Genomic DNA, 17,363 nt, shown 5'->3' with positions numbered 1-17,363 from the left:
TATGGGTACTTCAGCTATCATTGTAATGATCATCGGTATTGTTGTTATATGGGGCGGGTTAGCAGCTAGTATTTGGAATGCTGTGCAAAAAAGTAAAGGGTAAGTGAAGTGTCATTCTGAATTCATTTTTAAAGGGTGTGTATCCTGTTTAACAACTGGGATACACACCTTTTTTCACGGATAGGGTTGTTATTAATTATTTTTCTCCATCCGTTCCCATTTCGAGATATAAGGGTAAGGATCAAATGAAAATTCACTGTATCCATTATCTTTGTACATGCCATAATGCAGGTGCGGCGGGAATTTTCCAGAAGTTCCAGGAGGGCCGTAACCAGTAGATCCGACGCTTCCTAACACGTCTCCTGGTTTTACTACCTGGCCTACTTTTACATCATCCTCATAGCCGCTCATATGTCCATAATAATGATAAATATTATAGATATCCCGTATACCGATACGCCAGCCTCCATATAAGTTCCATCCCATCATTTCGACCACCCCGTAGGTCGTTGAGCGGACTGGAACACCGTAAGATGCAAAAATATCGGTACCCTCATGAATACGCAAGCCCCCAAAACCGCGGCGATCTCCCCATGTACTGCGATAACTGTAATTATAATCTGTATCTAATGGAAAGGCGCGATCTGTCAGATTGATTTCGCCAAAATTTTGAAACACTTTGGCGGTGTTCATGATTGTCTGGACAGTCAAGTCACGTTTATAATGCTCCCAGAGTGCGATTTTAACATCATCCTTATGCAGACCATATGCTAAGATATGATTTGCCATCGTATAAAGGATATCCTCTGGATCATCAGGGTCAGCTTGATTATCTCCATTGCCGTCTTTACCAATTCCGCCAAATTGTCTGATAACTTCCTGCTCTGTTGATTTAGCTGCATTTCCCAGCCCAAACCATGCTGTCTCATCAAATTGTATGGAAATAACCTTTTCTTCTTCTGAGGAAGAGAGTGTGTTACGTTCGTAATTATCCATTGCAGCAAAATAATACCAAGGAACCTGGGTAAGGCTTTCTACCTTTTTGAATAGAGCCATGCGGTCTGTATATATTTGATCCTCTGATTCTGCATGGACAACAGCGGCGGTTTGCATAAAGGTAAGGAAACAGCACATGATCAGGACAGTAGTGCGAATTCTAGCCAGATAAATCACCTCCTTACGGGATAAGTTTTTTTAATCATCTTTCTTCATCGTGTCGACAATATCCTGTACCAGGGGCTCGGTATCTACATCTTCATTCTCCGTCACAGAATAATGCAGAGTTTCAATGTTTTGAATCAAGCTTCTGTTATTAGAAGCATGAATCGTATAATAGCCAGGCAGTACAGACATTGCTGTTTTTTCTGCATTATCAATTGCCATTTCCTTGGATAGATTATCTGAAGCTTCAAAAGCAATCAAAGCTTCTTCATCCGTTACAAGCGTGGCTACTTCTTTAAAATCAGGATTCTGTAATAAAATGCGGGTAATCATATCAGCCATCTCTTCCCGGTCCACATGAATTTCTTTTGGTTCCGATGTATTATCTTGCTTAAATTCATCCTGTGTATAGCGGACAAAACCAAGCTGATCACGGGACGGCGAGTTCGGGTTTGATTCCATCTCCGGGTTTCTGTTGTTTGGGTCTAATGGGTCAGAATCGGAGTTATTTTGATCCGTTGCACAAGCTGCAAGCGTCATAACAAAGCTTAATAAAATGATTCCAAATCCTTTTTTCATCTTGTAGGTCTCCTTTCCAAGAACTATTTCTTACATCTTAGTTTTGGAAAACAAGCGTAAATCATGCAGGTAATTTTTTCTGGTTTTTCTAACTGTTTCTGTGATAAACTAAGAATAATTGATAAGGAGTGTGACTATTCTCTTATGATCGAGTTAAATGGGAAAACATATGAATTAATTGAAGAAAATAAAGAAGGCTTTGAAGCAGAAGCTGTGAAGGAGCGCTATTCAGAGGTTTTATCAAAATATGATTTTATCGTAGGCGATTGGGCGTATGAACAGCTTCGTTTAAAAGGGTTTTATCATGATAATCATGCCAAAGCTCCAATAGATGCGAAAATCAGCTGCTTTCAGGATTATATTTATGAATACTGTAATTTCGGCTGTGCTTATTTTGTTTTGAAAAAGATTCAGAAATAAAAGAAGTTCAATCTATCTTCTTATGGCTAAGAAGACATTTTGAACTTCTTTTTTTATACAGCAGGAAAGCTTTAATTATCTTTTTCTCCGAGAGGATGGGCTCCGGGAGCTCTTCTTTGCAGCTTTTTATGCTGCTTTTTGTCTGCGTAGGTGAAGGCACTTGTGCGTTGCTGGCCTTCTTCCCAATCTGTTGATTTTCCAGAAACCAAGTCATGTTCACGAATATCAGATCCAAAAGGTCCTTCTGGAAATTCCTCTGGAATCAGTGCATCATGCTGTTTTTGAACGGTTGAAAGCTCTTGATAATCTTTTTTTGGCATCGTTATTCCCTCCTGTTAGTTTTTAGTTTGTACAGATGATAGGAAATAACGCCTTCTAATAATTACCTGTCTGTCACCTCTGCCAGCTTATACCCGCGAAAACGTTTCGTAAGTAATTTACCCAGACGGAAAATGGCATCCTCATTACCAATACTGCTGATAATTTGTACACCGATGGGCATGTTTTTCTCGTCTTCTCCGACTGGTATAGTCAGAGCAGGGAGTCCCCATACATTGGCATAGGCAGTATAAGGCATGTATTGCAAATAGGTTTTACGGATAGAGAAGATCTCTTTAAAAACCTGCCCGTGGTCTAATGCGGACTGATAATACACGGGCATTATCAGCAGTCTTTTATCTAAATATGTTTTTAACAGCTCGTCACCCTGCTGAATGATATCGATTATTTCCCGAACTCTTTTTTGCGAAGGTTTAAACATTTTTGCTCCAATAATGGCCCAAGATAAATATGGGTGGACATTCGTACGCTGCTTTAGTTTCTCTTTTAAAAAGGAACGTACTAATCCGGAGCGGTCATTATTAAAAGCTTCATCTTCAACCAATTTACTTCCATTAATCGACATGATTTCCTGCCATATTAAGGCACTGTCCCTAAAATAAGGCGGCATCACCTGCTGGACATTATAAATTCTTTCAAGAAAATTTTCCAGCTGCCCTAATAAATTTCCTGTTCTTGTGGAAAGCGGATAGCCTGGATTAGCTGGTAATATTTCTATTTTAAATTCCTGCAATGTCTGATGTTTGTAGTGGTTTGGAGATAAAATTTCATAAATAAGCTGCATATCCTCTACAGATTTCCCCATTGGTCCGACTGTCAGCATCCGATGCTGCAGTTCATGCTGTACAGACGGAAAATGGCCTTCTGTGGAAATGGTATCCTTCCCGGGTTTGAAACCGATAACTCCATTAAAATGAGATGGAAAACGAATGGAACCGCCAATATCTGAACCAATCCCGACAGCAGACCCGCCGGCAGCAAGCAGGGCACCTTCACCACCGCTGGAGCCTCCGGCGGTTTTGGTGACGTCCCAGGGATTATTTGTTCTGCCATATAACTTATTATCCGTTTCCTGACAGAAGCAAAGTGCAGGCGTATTTGTTTTTCCAAGTATAATAGCGCCCTCCTGCTTTAATTGCTGAACAACTTCTGCATCCTCTTGATAAATAAGGTCCTGACGGTGTTCTAAGCCTGCTGTAGTTTTCATTCCCTTCACATGAAAACACTCTTTGATGCTGATGGGAACTCCGTGTAATTTACCCAAAACCCCATTATTCTGCAGCAGTTCATCTGCTTCCTGCGCTTCTTGCAGCGCTTCAGTAAATCTTTCTTCAACAACTGCATTAATGGAAGGGTTAATCGCTTTGATTTGTTCAATAAAGGCTGTTACAGCATCTACAGAGGTTAGATGCTTCTTTTTAATTGCGGATGCTATACCCGTGGCATCCATTTTTAGAATATCTCGTTTTTCCATCCGGCATTTATCTCCTTCACACGTATTAGACTTACTATACCACGTTTTTTGAAAAAGAAGGCAAGATTCGCTTCTTAATTCTATACTTTATCAAGAAAGTTCGGTGAAAATACATTACGAATTATGATATGATAATAGTAGTACGGAAACATCCTTTAGTATAGACGTTTTTGGGGGAATCATAATGTATTTTGTAGATCAGGAAAAAATTAATCAGACATTGACATTTATGAATGAAATTTTAGATACGTTAAAGAATCATTCCTATCACAGACCAGTAGAATATCTTGCGTTGGAGCGCATGGCGCATGTCTTTATAGAGGGCGTGCTGGATGTAGGAAATATGATGATAGACGGTTTTATTATGAGGGATCCGGGTAGTTATGAGGATATTATTGACATCTTAACAGATGAAAATGTTATTCCTGCGGAGGAAGAAGCAGTATATAAATCTCTGATTCATTGGCGTAAACCTTTAGTACATGAATATCAGGCAATCGATCATCAAAGTCTGGAGCAGTTTTTTGAAAAACACACAGAGGTATTTACCTATTTTTCAAAGCGGATTCATACGTATCTGCAGAATGAACTTGGCGTAGCAAATGCTTTTTCAAATAAATAAAACGTATGTATAAAAAGGGAGGGCAAGCGGATGGGGAAACGTGTCTCGACAAAGGATAAGGTTATCCAGGTGTTGAAAGAAAAAGGGACGATAACAATGGATACTCTGATGGCCCATTTTACCATCTCAGAAACAGCTGTCCGGAAGCAGATTCATACGCTTGTGCAAGAGGGATTTATTGAGGTGCAGCAGCATAAAAAAGAGATTGGACGGCCGTATCATACTTATCGTTTAACAGAGAAAAGTCAAGAAAGTTTCCCTAATCGCTATAAAGAACTCTCCTTAGATCTGCTCCATGATTTAGAAGCATTACAGGGAAAAGAGCTGATCAGCGAGCTTCTAAAAAAACAGTCAGTGAAGGAAAAAGAGCAATTAAAGAAGCTTTTAGAATCCTGTTCTACAACGGAAGACAAAGTGGCTGCGTTAAAGGATTTTCAAAACCGGAGCGGCTATATGTTTCAGACAGAAGATAAAGGTGCGCAAGGCTTCCAATTAAATAATTTTCATTGCCCTTTTTTAGAAGTGGCAAGAGATTATCCTGTGATGTGCCAGCATGAAAAAGAAATGTATGAAGCCTTGTTTCCGAATCAGGAAATTAAGACAAAAGCGCTGCTGGTTGATGGAGATAAATGCTGTCAGTGGCGAATAGCTGCTAACTCAGAGTAAACGCCGGTCAGTCAAGCGTTTTAAAATAGGTATGATGTAATCGGGATAGAGAGGTAATAATGTGAAGAAATATAAAGGATATCTGATTGATTTAGACGGGACTGTTTACAAAGGGAATGAAGTTATTCCTGAAGCAATTCCTTTTGTAAAGCAATTAGCAGAAAAAAATATTCCTTATGTGTTTGTAACAAATAATTCTACAAAAAGCACTAGGGAAGTAGCTGAAAAGTTAAACAGATTAGGAATTCTGGCAAATCATAAACAGGTCGTTACCAGCAGCATGGCAACGGCGAAGTATCTGCAGGACCAATCTGTAAAAAACTGCTACTGTATCGGGCAAAGCGGTCTGAAGGACCCAATAAAAGAACATGGTATTCAATTGACGGACAGTACAGATGCGGATGCGGTTGTTGTAGGCCTGGACAAGGATATTACCTATGACAAGCTTGCTAAAGCATGCATAGCTATCCGCAAGGGTGCACAGTTTATTTCTACCAACCGGGACCACGCTATTCCAACTGAAGAAGGGATGGGGCCAGGTAACGGGGCTTTTACTGCTTTGATTCAGACAAGCACCCAGCAGGCGCCTGTCTTTATTGGCAAGCCGGATACGGTTATCATGAAAGAGGCATTGGATGTACTCGGTTTGCCGAAAGTGGATGTTGTAATGGTTGGAGATAATTACCAGACAGATATCCAGTCGGGAATCCATGCCGGCGTAGATACGTTATTTGTTTCTACCGGAGTGACTTCTAAAGAAGAGCTGGCAACCTTTGAGGAGCAGGCGACGTATATCATTGAAGATTTAGCAGAATGGACCTTTGAATAGTAAAAAAGCATTCATTCCCTATTTAATATGAGTATAGGGAATGAATGCTTTTTTTGTGTCTAATCTTTTTATCCGTCTAATTCTTCATGTTCGTTTTCCGCATCTCCATGAGCCAGACGACTGGAGGCTGCAGCTGCGACAGCGCCGACGATATCATCTAAAAATGTGTGGATTTCGCCGCTGCTTTTATCATTCAGTTTTTCTAAGATACCGGGTTTTTGTTTATCAATATATCCAAAATTAGTCAAGCCGATGGAACCGTAAACATTGACAATAGACAAGGCAATGACTTCATCAATTCCATATAAGCCTTCATCAATCTGGATTGTTTCCTGAAGCGGCTCGCTTAATAGCTTTTTCTCCGCCAGCATGTCTAATTCAATGCCTGTGATGACTGCATTTTGTACTTCTCTTTTCGTTAACACACGATTTACATTAAAACGGCAGGTATCCATCGTTAAATCGTTATGATATTTTGATTGCAGATAGTATACCAATTCTGCAATATCATCTATTTTGACACCACGTTCTTTTAAAAGCTGTCTTGCTCTTACTTCAAGTTCTGTTTTGCTTGTATACTTCGTCATTTAAAACACACCTTTTTTCGATTTAATATAATTGTATAGTCCTTTCCTTCATATAGTTAATATATACGATAAGGAGGAGTTTGTTGATGCCGATGTCAGAAATGCTCCGCAGTCAATACGCTATCCAGATGGAAGGGAAGCAATTCATCGAAGAGCGTGAGGGTTATCAAAAAGAACGCTATCACTATTTTACCATTCCTGCGACAAACAAGGAAATGATATTGATGGAACAAGCCACTTTGGCCTATTTTTTAAGAGAAAACGGATTATACAATGTAGCTTATCCCATTCGGAATATCAACGGAGATTGGTTTACCAATTACGGCAATGAGCTGTGGATGGTTCTTGTGTTAGAAGATGAGTCACAAATATCTCGTCAGGAAAGTCCTGGTAAAATGCTCGGTGATATTCACCGCATTGGGAGCAGTTTTCAGTACGAACCGAAGGCGATTTCAAGCTATGGGTTATGGAGAAAGCTATGGGAAGAAAAGCTGACTTTTTTTGAGGAAGAATTAACAAGACAGGCAAAGGAAGAAGGAGCGAGTAATTATTTATCTGAAGTGATGGATATTTTGCCATATATCGTAGGAATCAGTGAAAATGCTATTCAATATTTACGGGAAAGCGAAAAAGAGCAGCGCATCTTACAAACAGATCAGAGTACGGTTGCTTTTGCCAGATGGAATACATCTGAAAAGAAAATTATTTGGACGGATGAACTGGTATATGACCATCCGACGCGTGATATTGCCGAGTATATCCGAAATGCTTTTTTACAAAATAAATCAGAGACAGAAATTAACCAGTTCTTAAATGATTATCAAAACTATCAGCCGCTGTCTGTATTTGCCTGGAGGCTCATCTTTGCCAGGCTGTTCTATCCAATCCATCTTTATGATTTTTTAGAGGGAGCTTTCCAGTACCCAAATTCCCAAGCATTGGAGCAGTTATTAAAACATCAAGAAGTATATGAAAGAAGATTGGCGCGGTTTTATGAAACAGTGGGTGTTGATGTTTCGGATTGGCAGATACCTATGATAAGCTGGTTATAAGAAAAAATTCATTATTTCATCGCAGGAAGGAGCATACTCGTATATGTCCAAGCCAAAGGTTTATATTACGCGCAAGTTAGAGGAGAAATATATAAAAGCTTATCAGGAACAGCTGGAAATCAGGATGTGGGAAAAAGAGGAGGAGCCTGTACCTAGGGAGACGCTTTTGAAAGAGACTGCTGACGCAGATGCCTTATTTACCGTTCTAAGTGATTCTATTGATGAAGAACTTCTGTCTAAATCTCCTCAATTAAAAGTGGTTGCAAATATGGCTGTCGGTTACGATAACCTCGATTTGGAAGCATGTGAAAAGCATGATGTTATCGCAGCGAATACACCGGATGTTTTATCGGAAACAACCGCAGATTTAGGCTTTTCCTTATTGATGGCTGCTGCCAGACGAATTGTGGAAGCAGACACGTGGGTGAAGGAGGATAAGTGGCAGGCGTGGGCGCCATTTTTCTTTGCCGGATCAGATATTTATGGAAAAACCATCGGTATTGTGGGGATGGGAAGAATTGGAGAAGCAATAGCGAAACGGGCAGCAGGTTTTGATATGAATATTCAATATCATAACCGTTCCCGCAAAAAAGATGCGGAAGAACGATTGCAGGCAACGTATGTCAGCTTTGAAGAACTTTTGGAGACTTCTGATTTTGTTGTGACCGTAGTTCCGCATACGAAGGAAACGGATAAAATGTTTAACCGGGCTGCTTTTGAAAAAATGAAATCGAGTGCTATTTTTATTAATATCTCACGCGGAAAAGTAGTGGATGAGGATGCACTTGTCCATGCACTTAAATCAGGAGAAATCCAAGCAGCAGGATTAGACGTCTTTGAAGAAGAGCCAATTAGAGCAGATCACCCGCTTGTCGGTTTAAATAATACCGTATGTCTTCCGCATATCGGGTCTGCCAGTGTAGAAACAAGAAAAAAAATGGTCGAGTTATGCATGGATAATATCTTGGCAGTCGTCAGCGGAAAAGAAGCGATTACGCCAATTTCATAGAACGAAATTTGATTTTAAAAAAATAAAAAACGGAGCAGGATTTTGATATTGCCAAAAGCCTCTCCGTTTATATTTAATTAAAATACTTGTTCTATTTCTGTTACGCCAGGAACCTCTGCCATCAATGCACGCTCAATTCCTGCTTTTAATGTAATGGTTGAACTAGGGCAATTGCCGCATGCTCCCATGAGACGAAGTAAAACAACGCCATCATCGTCAACGTCAACTAACTCTACGTCCCCGCCATCACGTAATAAGAATGGACGAAGCTTGCTTAATACTTCTTGTACTTGCTCTTCCACAGTCACCTACTCCTTTCCCACAAATCTATTATAACGCGGTTAAGCATAAAAATCTATTTGAAAATGATTTTCAATTAGCTGGTTAATTTTATTTTATCTTTTTACGCTTATTTTGTAAAATAATTAATATGGAGGACAGGCGGGAGGAAAGAGATATTTGGAAGGGGAGGGTGTTAACATGCCGGCAATAACGATAACTGTCTATGGAAGTGAACAAATCTGCGCAAGCTGTGTCGGAGCACCAAGCTCCAAAGATACGTATGAGTGGCTTCAGGCAGCCATAGGGAGGAAATATACTTCTGACGGCGTTCAATATAATTATATCGATATCAATCAAACGCAATCAGACGCTGTTCAGCAAGCATATGTAGAGAAAATAATAGAAGAAGATCTTTTTTATCCAGTTGTATGGATCAATGATAAAATGGTAGCAGAAGGAATCCCGCGTTTAAAGCCAATTTATCAAGCATTGGAAGAACTGGGACTGGAAGAAATAGAAGGATGAGCAGAAGAGGGGAAGAGAAGATGAAAATACCTTTTACGAAAATGCATGGGCTGGGAAATAATTATATCTATATTGATCTTTTTCAAACAGAGCTGCCGGAAAACCGGCTGTCTGAATTAGCTATCAACATGTCAAATCAGAATACGGGCATTGGTTCGGATGGAATGATTTTGATTCATCCGGCAGAAAAAGCAGATGTAGGTATGCGTATCTTTAATAAAGACGGCTCAGAAGGAATGAATTGCGGGAATGGATTGCGCTGTACAGCTAAATATGCTTATGAAACAGGGATCGTGGATAAGAAAGAATTTACGATACAGACAAAAGCCAATATCGTTTGGGCTACTGTGAAAGAGAATAACGAGCAGAAAGTTAACGAAGTAACCATTGATATGGGAGCTCCGATATTACAAAGAGAACAGATTCCGATGCTTGGAGAAGCAGGAACAACTGTTATAAATGAGCCGTTCGAGGTTGCAGATAAGACACTGCATGTCACTGCGGTTTCTATGGGAAATCCGCATGTGATAACGATGGTGGATGCGATTGATGATGCGCCGCTGACAACGCTGGGACCGGTTATTGAAAAGGATGAACGCTTCCCTGAAGGGGTCAATACAGAGTTTATTGAGGTTGTGTCGGATGAGGAAATACATTTCCGTGTCTGGGAACGCGGCTCCGGCGTGACAGAAGCATGCGGAACAGGAGCCTGTGCGGCTGTCGTAGCAGCAACGTTAAATAAAAAAGTAACCAAAGGTAAAAAGATTGTTGTTCATTTAGCCGGCGGAGATTTAATCATCGAATGGAGAGAGGATGATCATATCTGGATGACCGGCGGAGCAGAAACCATCGCATCGGGGATTTTTTATGCTTAAAATGTGTGTTCAAAAATTGGATCAGCATCAAAATCTATGGTTGGAAAATATAATTAAATGTGATAAATGCAACAAGCTAGCGTAGTGTAGTTCTGCATCGGTCGCTTACAGCAAATTTATAACTACTATGTTACCCATAGATTTTGGTGAAGAGCCCAATAATTCTATTTATTGGACTTTTTGAACAACCTCTTAAAATGAATTACTTGATTCTGACAAGTTCAGGTGTATACTAAACATATAGGATATACAAGGAAAAAAGGAGGTTCAGAAGATGATTATTGAACTGACTGATCGTGCAAGTGCACAGATTAAAGAAATGATGAAAGAGGAATCAGACCAGGCGATGCTTCGTTTTGGCGTGAAGGGCGGCGGCTGCAGCGGCTTATCCTACTCCTTGGGTTTTGCTGATGAAGTAAATGAGGAATTGGATATTATTGAAACCATTAACGGTATTCCAATCGTCTTTTTCAACCAGGATATTCCAATTATTGAAGGTACTAAGATAGATTATAAAGAAAACATGATGGGCGGCGGGTTCAGCATTGATAATCCGAACGCGATTATTTCCTGCGGATGCGGTTCTTCCTTCCGCACTGCACAAAATGCCGGCGCGCCTGGTGATTGCTAATAAAGAAAGATTGGCAGCGTTTCTCTGCCAATCTTTCTTTTAAATCTTGTATCTAAATTTCTACTAAAACATCTCCAAGATCCTCAAACTAAACAATGCTGTGTTCAAGCTCTTTTTACCCCCAGGATTTAATGAAGTGAACTGTGTAAAAAAGAAAATCGCCTGAAGCAGAAAAAATTCTCATTCAAACGATTTTTCCATCATGTATTCCCCTTGTTAAAACATTGCTGTTGAGTGTTTCGGTTGAATTCTTGCTTTTGGATCGATGTAATTTTTAGCATTATTGATTGCTGTCGGCCCTTCGCCAAATCCTGTTGCAATCAGTTTAACTTTTCCATCATACGTACAAATATCTCCAGCAGCGTATATTCCCGGAATATTTGTCTCCATTTTAGAATTTACAACGATACTATTTTTTTCAATTTCCAATCCCCAATTTTTAATTGGCCCGAGACTGGAGATGAACCCATAGTTACAGATAACATCATCGACTTCTAATTCAATTAATTCTTCTTCTTTTATCTTTTGTAAAATAAGCTTTTCAATCTTCTCATTTGCTACAATGGCTGTTGGAGCATATGGCGTCAGCTTTTCTACAGCAGATGCGTTTAATTGTTCTACACTATGTTCATGAGCACGAAATTGGTCTCTGCGGTGAATCAATGTCACTTTGGAAGCAACTTTCTCAAGCATCAAAGCCCAGTCTACAGCGGAATCTCCGCCGCCTAGAATAGCAACATGCTTGTCCTTGTATTTATTCATATCCGTCACATAATAGTGTAAGTTCGTATTTTCGTAGGCTTCGCTGTCTCCTACGTTTAATCTTCTAGGCTGAAAAGCCCCATTGCCGGCCGTGATAATCATTGTTTTTGTCAGATGAACTTCCCCGGTGTTTGACACAAGACGAAAGCTGTCATCTTCTAATCGTTCCACTGTCTCTATGGCCTGTCCAAGCACAATTTCAGGGTCAAATAGATTTGCTTGTTCTTCCAGCTGGTCGACAAGCTCCTGCGCACGGACTTTTGGAAATCCTGCAACATCATATATATATTTCTCTGGATATAGTGCTGTTAACTGTCCTCCAATATGAGGCAGGCTTTCAATTATCTTAACACTAGCTTGACGCATGCCGCCGTAAAAGGCTGTGAATAAGCCAGTGGGTCCAGCTCCAATGATTGTTACATCAAAAACTTTCTCCATACAATACCTCTTTTCTTTCTAGACGTTTACCCATCCTATGGTATCACAAACTTGTTTTAGTTTGAATTATATCGTTTCAAAAGGGAAGAAATTTTCATTTAGATAATAGCATGTCTAAATGCTTTCTTCATAGGTATAGATAAAAAAGATGTTTTAAAGCTTGCTATTTTTGATTAAAGCATTTAAGATAAGTTAGTATTATTACAGTTTGATTACAAAACGAAGTTATTTATATGACAAAATGCGTTTTGTTTCGCATTTTAGTGATAAATTACAAAATTAATAGGAGTAGTGAAAAACCATGATTAAACCGCATATTGTAATATTAGGGGCGGGTTATGGAGGTATAATGACGGCAGTTAAGCTTCAGAAACAGCTTGGAAAGAATGAAGCAGAGATAACGCTGGTTCATAAATATGACTATCATTTTCAAGCAAGCTGTCTGCATGAAAATGCTGCTGGTACAAGGCATCAGGATCGCTCCAAAATAAAAATCAAAGAAATTATTAATCGTTCTAAAATAAATTTTATTATAGATGAAGTTGTTTCTATCAAAAGAAATTCTAAAAAGATCAAGTTTAAAAATAAGGAATTACACTATGATTTACTTGTTATCGGTCTTGGCTTTGAGCCGAGGGCAGAAGGAATTCCGGGACTGGATGAACATGCTTATTCTATCACCGATATCAACAGTGCCCGTTTTGTCCGTGAGCATATCGAATATAATTTTGCCAGTTATGCGAATGCTGTCAAAAAGGATGAGAGCAAGTTAAATATCGTTATTGGCGGCGGCGGAATTCTAGGTGTTGAATTTGCGGGAGAGCTGATTAATCAAATACCAGAGATATGCAGAGAATTTGATATTGAAAAAACGCAGGTGCATATTTCCATACTGGAGGAAAGTAAATCCCTTCTACCAGGGTTTGATGAGAAACTGGCACATTACGCAGCTACGTCTCTACAATCCAGAGGAGTAGAGATTATCCATCAAGCTAAACTGAAGGAATGTCAGGATAATAAAATTATTTATGAAACAGAAGGAAAAGATCATAAAATTTGTACACACACATTTATTTGGACGGGAGGGGTACAAGCCAATCCCGCATTTGAAAAAGCCGGACTGGCTTTGAAAAATAAAAAAATTGAAGTGGATCCCAATATGCTTTCTACAAAAGATGATTCGATATTTGCCGTTGGAGAATGTGCATATACAGCAGATGAAAATGGGGAGGAAGTCCTTCCAACTGCAAAAAAAGCAATCGAGGAAGCCGCTGTTGTCGCAAAAAATGTTTCTTCCAGATTACGGAATAAAGAACTTACTGCTTGTCAGCCGGTCAGACAAGGGATGCTTGCTACGTTAGGACGAGATGACGGGGTTGCGGTCATACAGAATCGTAGGGTGTTTGGCTGGAAAGCTGTATTAGTAAAAAGAGTTTTCGATAATCATTATTTATTTCAATTAGGTGGATGGCAACTATTACTGAAAAAGGGATACTTTCATTTATTATAAATAATAATAGATAGAAATATAGTGACAAAAAAGCAAAGGTTGGCAGATGCTGCTTTGCTTTTTTGTCATTTTAAGATAAAATGTGCTTTGTATGCATCCTTAGAAAGGACGGAGGGAAGAAAATGGTTCAACTTGTTGTTTCTGTTGTATTATATTTTGTTATCTTTTTTGGAATTGCATTTATATTGAATATGTTATTAAGAAAAACATGGCTGATGGCGTGCTTATATCCGATTCTAATGATTTTTATTATAGATAATGTTTCTTTTTTCAGCTATTTCACAAGTCCGGGAGAATCTTTTTCGGCGCTTGGAGAACGAATTGTTGCGTTAACAGTTGCTGATATTGTGATTTTATTATCTGGTTTTATTGGAACGATTGTATCTGGTTTTGTTATCCGGTTTTTAAGGAAAAGCGGCTATCAAATGTTTTAACAGAGAAACGAGATTACATAAAAAAAGACCAATGCTCCGAGCAGAAGCATTGGTCTTTTGGTTCTTATGGATTAATAAGAAAAAAACGGTGCAAGGGAAAAGGCAATAATAATTCCTGTGATGGCGCCAAAAAATACTTCAATCGGCTGGTGCCCGAGTAATTCTTTCAGTTCTTGTATTTTTTCGTTTTCCTTCTTTTTACTCCAGTCTTTGGCGCTGGAGGTAATCAATTGAAAATCACGGACGAGCTGATTAATCACAATTGCCTGTTCACCAGCCTGCCTGCGGACTCCGGAAGCATCAAACATGGTAATGACACTGAATATACAAGCAAGCGCAAATACACTTGATGATACACCTTCTGCAATGCCGACAGCAGTTGCTAACGATGTCACTGCTGCAGAATGGCTGCTGGGCATTCCCCCTGTACTGAAAGCAAGTCCAGGCTGAAATTCTTTGGTGAAAATCAGTTTAATTGGTATCTTTATAACTTGTGCGAACACAATCGCAATGAGTGCAGCCCATAATGGGAAATTCGTTAATAAAGTCATGGATGAGGGAACTTCCTTCCTAAGTAACGCATCAATTTTTTGGCAGCTAAGAAAGTATAAGCTTTCTTACTGCATAAGTGTAACTAAGGTTATCACCTACAGGCTTGATGACAATCAAGTTTTCTAATTATTTTACCATAGTTTGTACCGGAATAAAAGAAAGGCTCAGATACTATCAGGAATATGCGGTTTTGCAGATTAAAAAAGTGTATTCCTGGAAGTGCTTGAGCCTTCTCTGTACTAATTTATCACGGAGAATCGTCCGGAAAAACTCCCGCTGAATGAAGTTTCGTGTTATTGAATAATCGTATCTAATGCTATTTCCATCATTTCATGGAATGTGGTTTGACGCTCTTCTGCTGTTGTTTCTTCGCCGGTGATGATGTGATCAGAAACAGTAAGAATCGATAATGCCTGACGTCCGTATTTCGCAGCCAGGGTATATAACGCAGTAGATTCCATTTCAATGGCAAGTACTTGATATTTGGCAAGTAATTCATTTACTTCTTTGGCATTATCACGATAGAAGGTATCGCTTGTAAATACATTTCCGACACGGAGCTGCAATCCTTTTTCTGTTCCGGCATCATAAGCATTTTTTAATAATTCAAAGTCAGAAATTGGCGCATAATCAATGCCGTTAAAAATAAGCTGATTTATTTGCGAGTCTGTTGTAGCTCCCTGTGCCAGGATTACATCACGGACCTTGACATCTTTTTGAATTGCGCCGCATGTGCCGACACGAATCAGTTTTTTGACATCATAACTTTGAATCAGCTCATTCACATAGATGGAGATAGAAGGCACCCCCATGCCGGTTCCCTGTACAGAAACACGCTCTCCTTTGTAAGTACCGGTATACCCGTACATGCCTCTGACTTCATTATATAATACAGCATCCTCTAAATAATTTTCTGCGATGTATTTTGCCCGCAATGGATCGCCCGGCAATAAGATTTTATCTGCTATTTCTCCCTGTTTTGCTCCGATATGTACACTCATTTCATATCCCTCCATTATTAGTTTTCGTCTTTAAATTAAAGGTATCATAAAGATTTTTGAAAAACAAATGAATCCATTTTCAAAATAAAAAGCAGAAAAATTCAAAGATTGGAACATAAACCTGTGTACGTCATAGTTGTTTCTAACTAAGTGTGAATCCGAAATGAAAGCGCATCCGATTCTTTATTTCATAAAAAAAGCAGTTATGTATTTCATATTTCGTGTTTTTTGTATATAATAGAACATAGGTTTATGTGAATTAATTAATTTGGTACATAAACGATACAGGTTTTCAAAAAAAGAAAGGATGTTGTATATAATGAAATCGCAAACTTTTACAATCACTGCAGAAACTGGAGTACACGCACGTCCGGCTACTTTGTTAGTAAACAAAGCTGGTCAATTTGATTCAGAAATTGAAGTGAGCTACAAAGGTAAAAATGTTAACCTTAAATCCATCATGGGCGTAATGTCTTTAGGAATTCCAAAAGGTGCTGAAATTGAAGTAAGTGCAGACGGAAAAGACGAAGCGGATGCTTTAAAAGGTATCGCTGACGTAATTAAAGAACATTTAGGTGAATAATTTTACATGACACATAAAAGCGTCCTGATTTCAGGGCGCTTTTATGTATATACATATGGTTTTCAAAAATGCTCATATTTACATGCATTGGATATTTGATATAATTGTCTTCAGAAAGGTGTGAATAGCTTTATGATGCCATTTCTTTATTTCCCGGAAGATAAAATGGAGTATATTCCTGCAGTGATATCACTAATTATTTTTATCGCATTGGCCGTCACAGTGATGCGGTGGATGATGAAAAAGTCGAAAAAAGATCAGGAACGTTTTGAGCAGGAGTACCAGGATGTTCTACAGCAAACGCAAAAAAATAATAATGTGACAAATACCTCCTCTAATCAATAAGATTTGAGGAGTTTTTTGATTAAAAATTACTTCTTTGCCTAAACTATTAAAAAAGGTAAAGGAGCTTATCGATGCAACGACGGAATAAAAAGTTATGGATACTTTCTCTGATGATGCTGTTTTTTTTATCAGGATGCTTGCTGCCGCATGAAAACTCAGAAACGTTGGAGATGTATAATGCGGATGGAGATCGTGTAGGAACAGCCAGATTAAATGAAACCGATGGCGGGGTTTCTGTAAATGTGGAAGTAGAAGGTTTAAGTCCTGGTTTTCATGCAATACATGTTCATGAATATGGAAAATGTGAGGGGCCTGATTTTTCTTCCAGCGGAAATCATTTTAACCCGGATGGAAAAGACCATGGTCTGATGCACACAAGTGGGCCGCACGTCGGCGACCTCCCGAATATTGAAGCAGATGCGGACGGGACTGTTCAGGAAGAACTTATTATTAATGAGGCTACATTAAAAAAAGGAAAAAATAGCCTGACTGCAGATAATGGAACTTCTTTAATTATTCATGATGGGGTAGATGATGGGATGAGCCAGCCGGCAGGTAATTCAGGAGATCGTATCGTTTGCGGAGTAATCAGCGGAGATTCACAAAGCGGGGAAGAGCAGGACGCACCGACTGATCCGACGGAAAATAATGATAAACAGAAAAACGAAGAAAACGGCTAAAGATGTA

At 39.1% G+C, this 17,363-nt stretch carries 24 protein-coding genes; 15 read left to right on the top strand and 9 right to left on the bottom strand.

Annotated elements, in window-relative coordinates; translation table 11 throughout:
- The first annotated feature begins 1 nt into the window (after position 1).
- Positions 2-103 (top strand): methionine/alanine import family NSS transporter small subunit, encoded by a 102-nt coding sequence (locus MKY65_RS17205; RefSeq protein WP_339178945.1) that lies wholly within the window; start codon positions 2-4, stop codon positions 101-103.
- An 89-nt stretch (positions 104-192) separates the two neighbouring features.
- Here the strand turns inward: MKY65_RS17205 and MKY65_RS17200 are convergent, their stop codons facing one another.
- Positions 193-1,113: a M23 family metallopeptidase gene (locus tag MKY65_RS17200; protein ID WP_339178942.1), complete on the bottom strand. Its 921-nt coding sequence runs from the start codon at positions 1,111-1,113 to the stop codon at positions 193-195.
- An 81-nt stretch (positions 1,114-1,194) separates the two neighbouring features.
- Entirely contained in the window at positions 1,195-1,740 is a 546-nt protein-coding gene (locus MKY65_RS17195; RefSeq protein WP_339178940.1) for a YhcN/YlaJ family sporulation lipoprotein, read from the bottom strand.
- Positions 1,741-1,884: 144 nt separating this feature from the next.
- On the opposite strand from MKY65_RS17195, the gene MKY65_RS17190 reads away from it, so the two are divergent.
- On the top strand, positions 1,885-2,160 hold the full coding sequence (locus MKY65_RS17190; protein WP_339178937.1) for a YutD family protein: 276 nt from the start codon (positions 1,885-1,887) through the stop codon (positions 2,158-2,160).
- A 71-nt stretch (positions 2,161-2,231) separates the two neighbouring features.
- Here MKY65_RS17190 and MKY65_RS17185 read toward each other — a convergent pair whose 3' ends face one another.
- Complete coding sequence (locus MKY65_RS17185) at positions 2,232-2,480, bottom strand: hypothetical protein (protein WP_339178934.1); 249 nt, start codon at positions 2,478-2,480, stop codon at positions 2,232-2,234.
- A gap of 62 nt (positions 2,481-2,542) precedes the next feature.
- On the bottom strand, positions 2,543-3,973 hold the full coding sequence (locus MKY65_RS17180; RefSeq protein ID WP_339178931.1) for an amidase: 1,431 nt from the start codon (positions 3,971-3,973) through the stop codon (positions 2,543-2,545).
- 184 nt (positions 3,974-4,157) lie between these two features.
- On the opposite strand from MKY65_RS17180, the gene MKY65_RS17175 reads away from it, so the two are divergent.
- From MKY65_RS17175 to MKY65_RS17165, 3 genes are all read left to right on the top strand, one after another.
- Positions 4,158-4,595 (top strand): DUF86 domain-containing protein, encoded by a 438-nt coding sequence (locus MKY65_RS17175; protein WP_339178928.1) that lies wholly within the window; start codon positions 4,158-4,160, stop codon positions 4,593-4,595.
- A gap of 30 nt (positions 4,596-4,625) precedes the next feature.
- A complete protein-coding gene (locus MKY65_RS17170) occupies positions 4,626-5,261 on the top strand; it encodes a methanogen output domain 1-containing protein (RefSeq protein WP_339178926.1) in 636 nt (211 codons plus the stop codon).
- 61 nt (positions 5,262-5,322) lie between these two features.
- Positions 5,323-6,090 (top strand): TIGR01457 family HAD-type hydrolase, encoded by a 768-nt coding sequence (locus tag MKY65_RS17165; RefSeq protein WP_339178923.1) that lies wholly within the window; start codon positions 5,323-5,325, stop codon positions 6,088-6,090.
- A 68-nt stretch (positions 6,091-6,158) separates the two neighbouring features.
- On the opposite strand, the gene MKY65_RS17160 is transcribed toward MKY65_RS17165, so the two are convergent.
- Positions 6,159-6,677 carry a phosphatidylglycerophosphatase A gene (locus tag MKY65_RS17160; RefSeq protein WP_042530643.1) on the bottom strand — a complete coding sequence of 173 codons (519 nt, stop codon included), beginning with the start codon at positions 6,675-6,677 and terminating at the stop codon, positions 6,159-6,161.
- 86 nt (positions 6,678-6,763) lie between these two features.
- Here MKY65_RS17160 and MKY65_RS17155 point away from each other — a divergent pair, with 86 nt between their 5' ends.
- The gene (locus MKY65_RS17155) at positions 6,764-7,729 is read left to right on the top strand and encodes a hypothetical protein (RefSeq protein ID WP_339178921.1); all 966 of its coding nucleotides are present in this window, start codon (positions 6,764-6,766) and stop codon (positions 7,727-7,729) included.
- A 43-nt stretch (positions 7,730-7,772) separates the two neighbouring features.
- Entirely contained in the window at positions 7,773-8,738 is a 966-nt protein-coding gene (locus MKY65_RS17150; protein WP_339178918.1) for a D-glycerate dehydrogenase, read from the top strand.
- Between the two features lie 77 nt (positions 8,739-8,815).
- Here the strand turns inward: MKY65_RS17150 and MKY65_RS17145 are convergent, their stop codons facing one another.
- Positions 8,816-9,040 (bottom strand): NifU family protein, encoded by a 225-nt coding sequence (locus MKY65_RS17145; protein WP_040979025.1) that lies wholly within the window; start codon positions 9,038-9,040, stop codon positions 8,816-8,818.
- A 178-nt stretch (positions 9,041-9,218) separates the two neighbouring features.
- On the opposite strand from MKY65_RS17145, the gene MKY65_RS17140 reads away from it, so the two are divergent.
- The 3 genes from MKY65_RS17140 to MKY65_RS17130 all read left to right on the top strand — a co-directional run bounded on the left by MKY65_RS17140 (position 9,219) and on the right by MKY65_RS17130 (position 11,051).
- Positions 9,219-9,545 (top strand): YuzD family protein, encoded by a 327-nt coding sequence (locus tag MKY65_RS17140; protein WP_339178915.1) that lies wholly within the window; start codon positions 9,219-9,221, stop codon positions 9,543-9,545.
- 20 nt (positions 9,546-9,565) lie between these two features.
- Positions 9,566-10,420 carry a diaminopimelate epimerase gene (gene dapF / locus MKY65_RS17135; protein ID WP_339178913.1) on the top strand — a complete coding sequence of 285 codons (855 nt, stop codon included), beginning with the start codon at positions 9,566-9,568 and terminating at the stop codon, positions 10,418-10,420.
- Positions 10,421-10,694: 274 nt separating this feature from the next.
- The gene (locus MKY65_RS17130; protein WP_042530651.1) at positions 10,695-11,051 is read left to right on the top strand and encodes an iron-sulfur cluster assembly accessory protein; all 357 of its coding nucleotides are present in this window, start codon (positions 10,695-10,697) and stop codon (positions 11,049-11,051) included.
- 216 nt (positions 11,052-11,267) lie between these two features.
- Here MKY65_RS17130 and MKY65_RS17125 read toward each other — a convergent pair whose 3' ends face one another.
- Positions 11,268-12,251 carry an NAD(P)/FAD-dependent oxidoreductase gene (locus tag MKY65_RS17125; RefSeq protein ID WP_339178909.1) on the bottom strand — a complete coding sequence of 328 codons (984 nt, stop codon included), beginning with the start codon at positions 12,249-12,251 and terminating at the stop codon, positions 11,268-11,270.
- Positions 12,252-12,552: 301 nt separating this feature from the next.
- Here MKY65_RS17125 and MKY65_RS17120 point away from each other — a divergent pair, with 301 nt between their 5' ends.
- Positions 12,553-13,761, top strand: coding sequence for an FAD-dependent oxidoreductase (locus MKY65_RS17120; protein WP_339178906.1), 1,209 nt, complete (start codon positions 12,553-12,555; stop codon positions 13,759-13,761).
- A gap of 122 nt (positions 13,762-13,883) precedes the next feature.
- Positions 13,884-14,195: a YuiB family protein gene (locus tag MKY65_RS17115; protein ID WP_339178904.1), complete on the top strand. Its 312-nt coding sequence runs from the start codon at positions 13,884-13,886 to the stop codon at positions 14,193-14,195.
- A gap of 71 nt (positions 14,196-14,266) precedes the next feature.
- Here MKY65_RS17115 and MKY65_RS17110 read toward each other — a convergent pair whose 3' ends face one another.
- Positions 14,267-14,746 (bottom strand): divergent PAP2 family protein, encoded by a 480-nt coding sequence (locus MKY65_RS17110; protein WP_042530661.1) that lies wholly within the window; start codon positions 14,744-14,746, stop codon positions 14,267-14,269.
- A gap of 294 nt (positions 14,747-15,040) precedes the next feature.
- The gene (deoD, locus tag MKY65_RS17105; protein WP_042530663.1) at positions 15,041-15,748 is read right to left on the bottom strand and encodes a purine-nucleoside phosphorylase; all 708 of its coding nucleotides are present in this window, start codon (positions 15,746-15,748) and stop codon (positions 15,041-15,043) included.
- A 319-nt stretch (positions 15,749-16,067) separates the two neighbouring features.
- Here deoD and MKY65_RS17100 point away from each other — a divergent pair, with 319 nt between their 5' ends.
- From MKY65_RS17100 to MKY65_RS17090, 3 genes are all read left to right on the top strand, one after another.
- Positions 16,068-16,331: a phosphocarrier protein HPr gene (locus MKY65_RS17100; RefSeq protein ID WP_339178899.1), complete on the top strand. Its 264-nt coding sequence runs from the start codon at positions 16,068-16,070 to the stop codon at positions 16,329-16,331.
- A 132-nt stretch (positions 16,332-16,463) separates the two neighbouring features.
- Positions 16,464-16,676 (top strand): hypothetical protein, encoded by a 213-nt coding sequence (locus tag MKY65_RS17095; RefSeq protein ID WP_042530667.1) that lies wholly within the window; start codon positions 16,464-16,466, stop codon positions 16,674-16,676.
- A gap of 71 nt (positions 16,677-16,747) precedes the next feature.
- Complete coding sequence (locus MKY65_RS17090; protein WP_339178894.1) at positions 16,748-17,356, top strand: superoxide dismutase family protein; 609 nt, start codon at positions 16,748-16,750, stop codon at positions 17,354-17,356.
- Positions 17,357-17,363 lie beyond the last annotated feature (7 nt).

It is taken from the genome of Oceanobacillus sp. FSL W7-1293 (genome assembly GCF_037969815.1).
Taxonomy (GTDB): domain Bacteria; phylum Bacillota; class Bacilli; order Bacillales; family Amphibacillaceae; genus Oceanobacillus; species Oceanobacillus oncorhynchi.
This window is presented reverse-complemented; position numbering and strand designations above follow the sequence as displayed.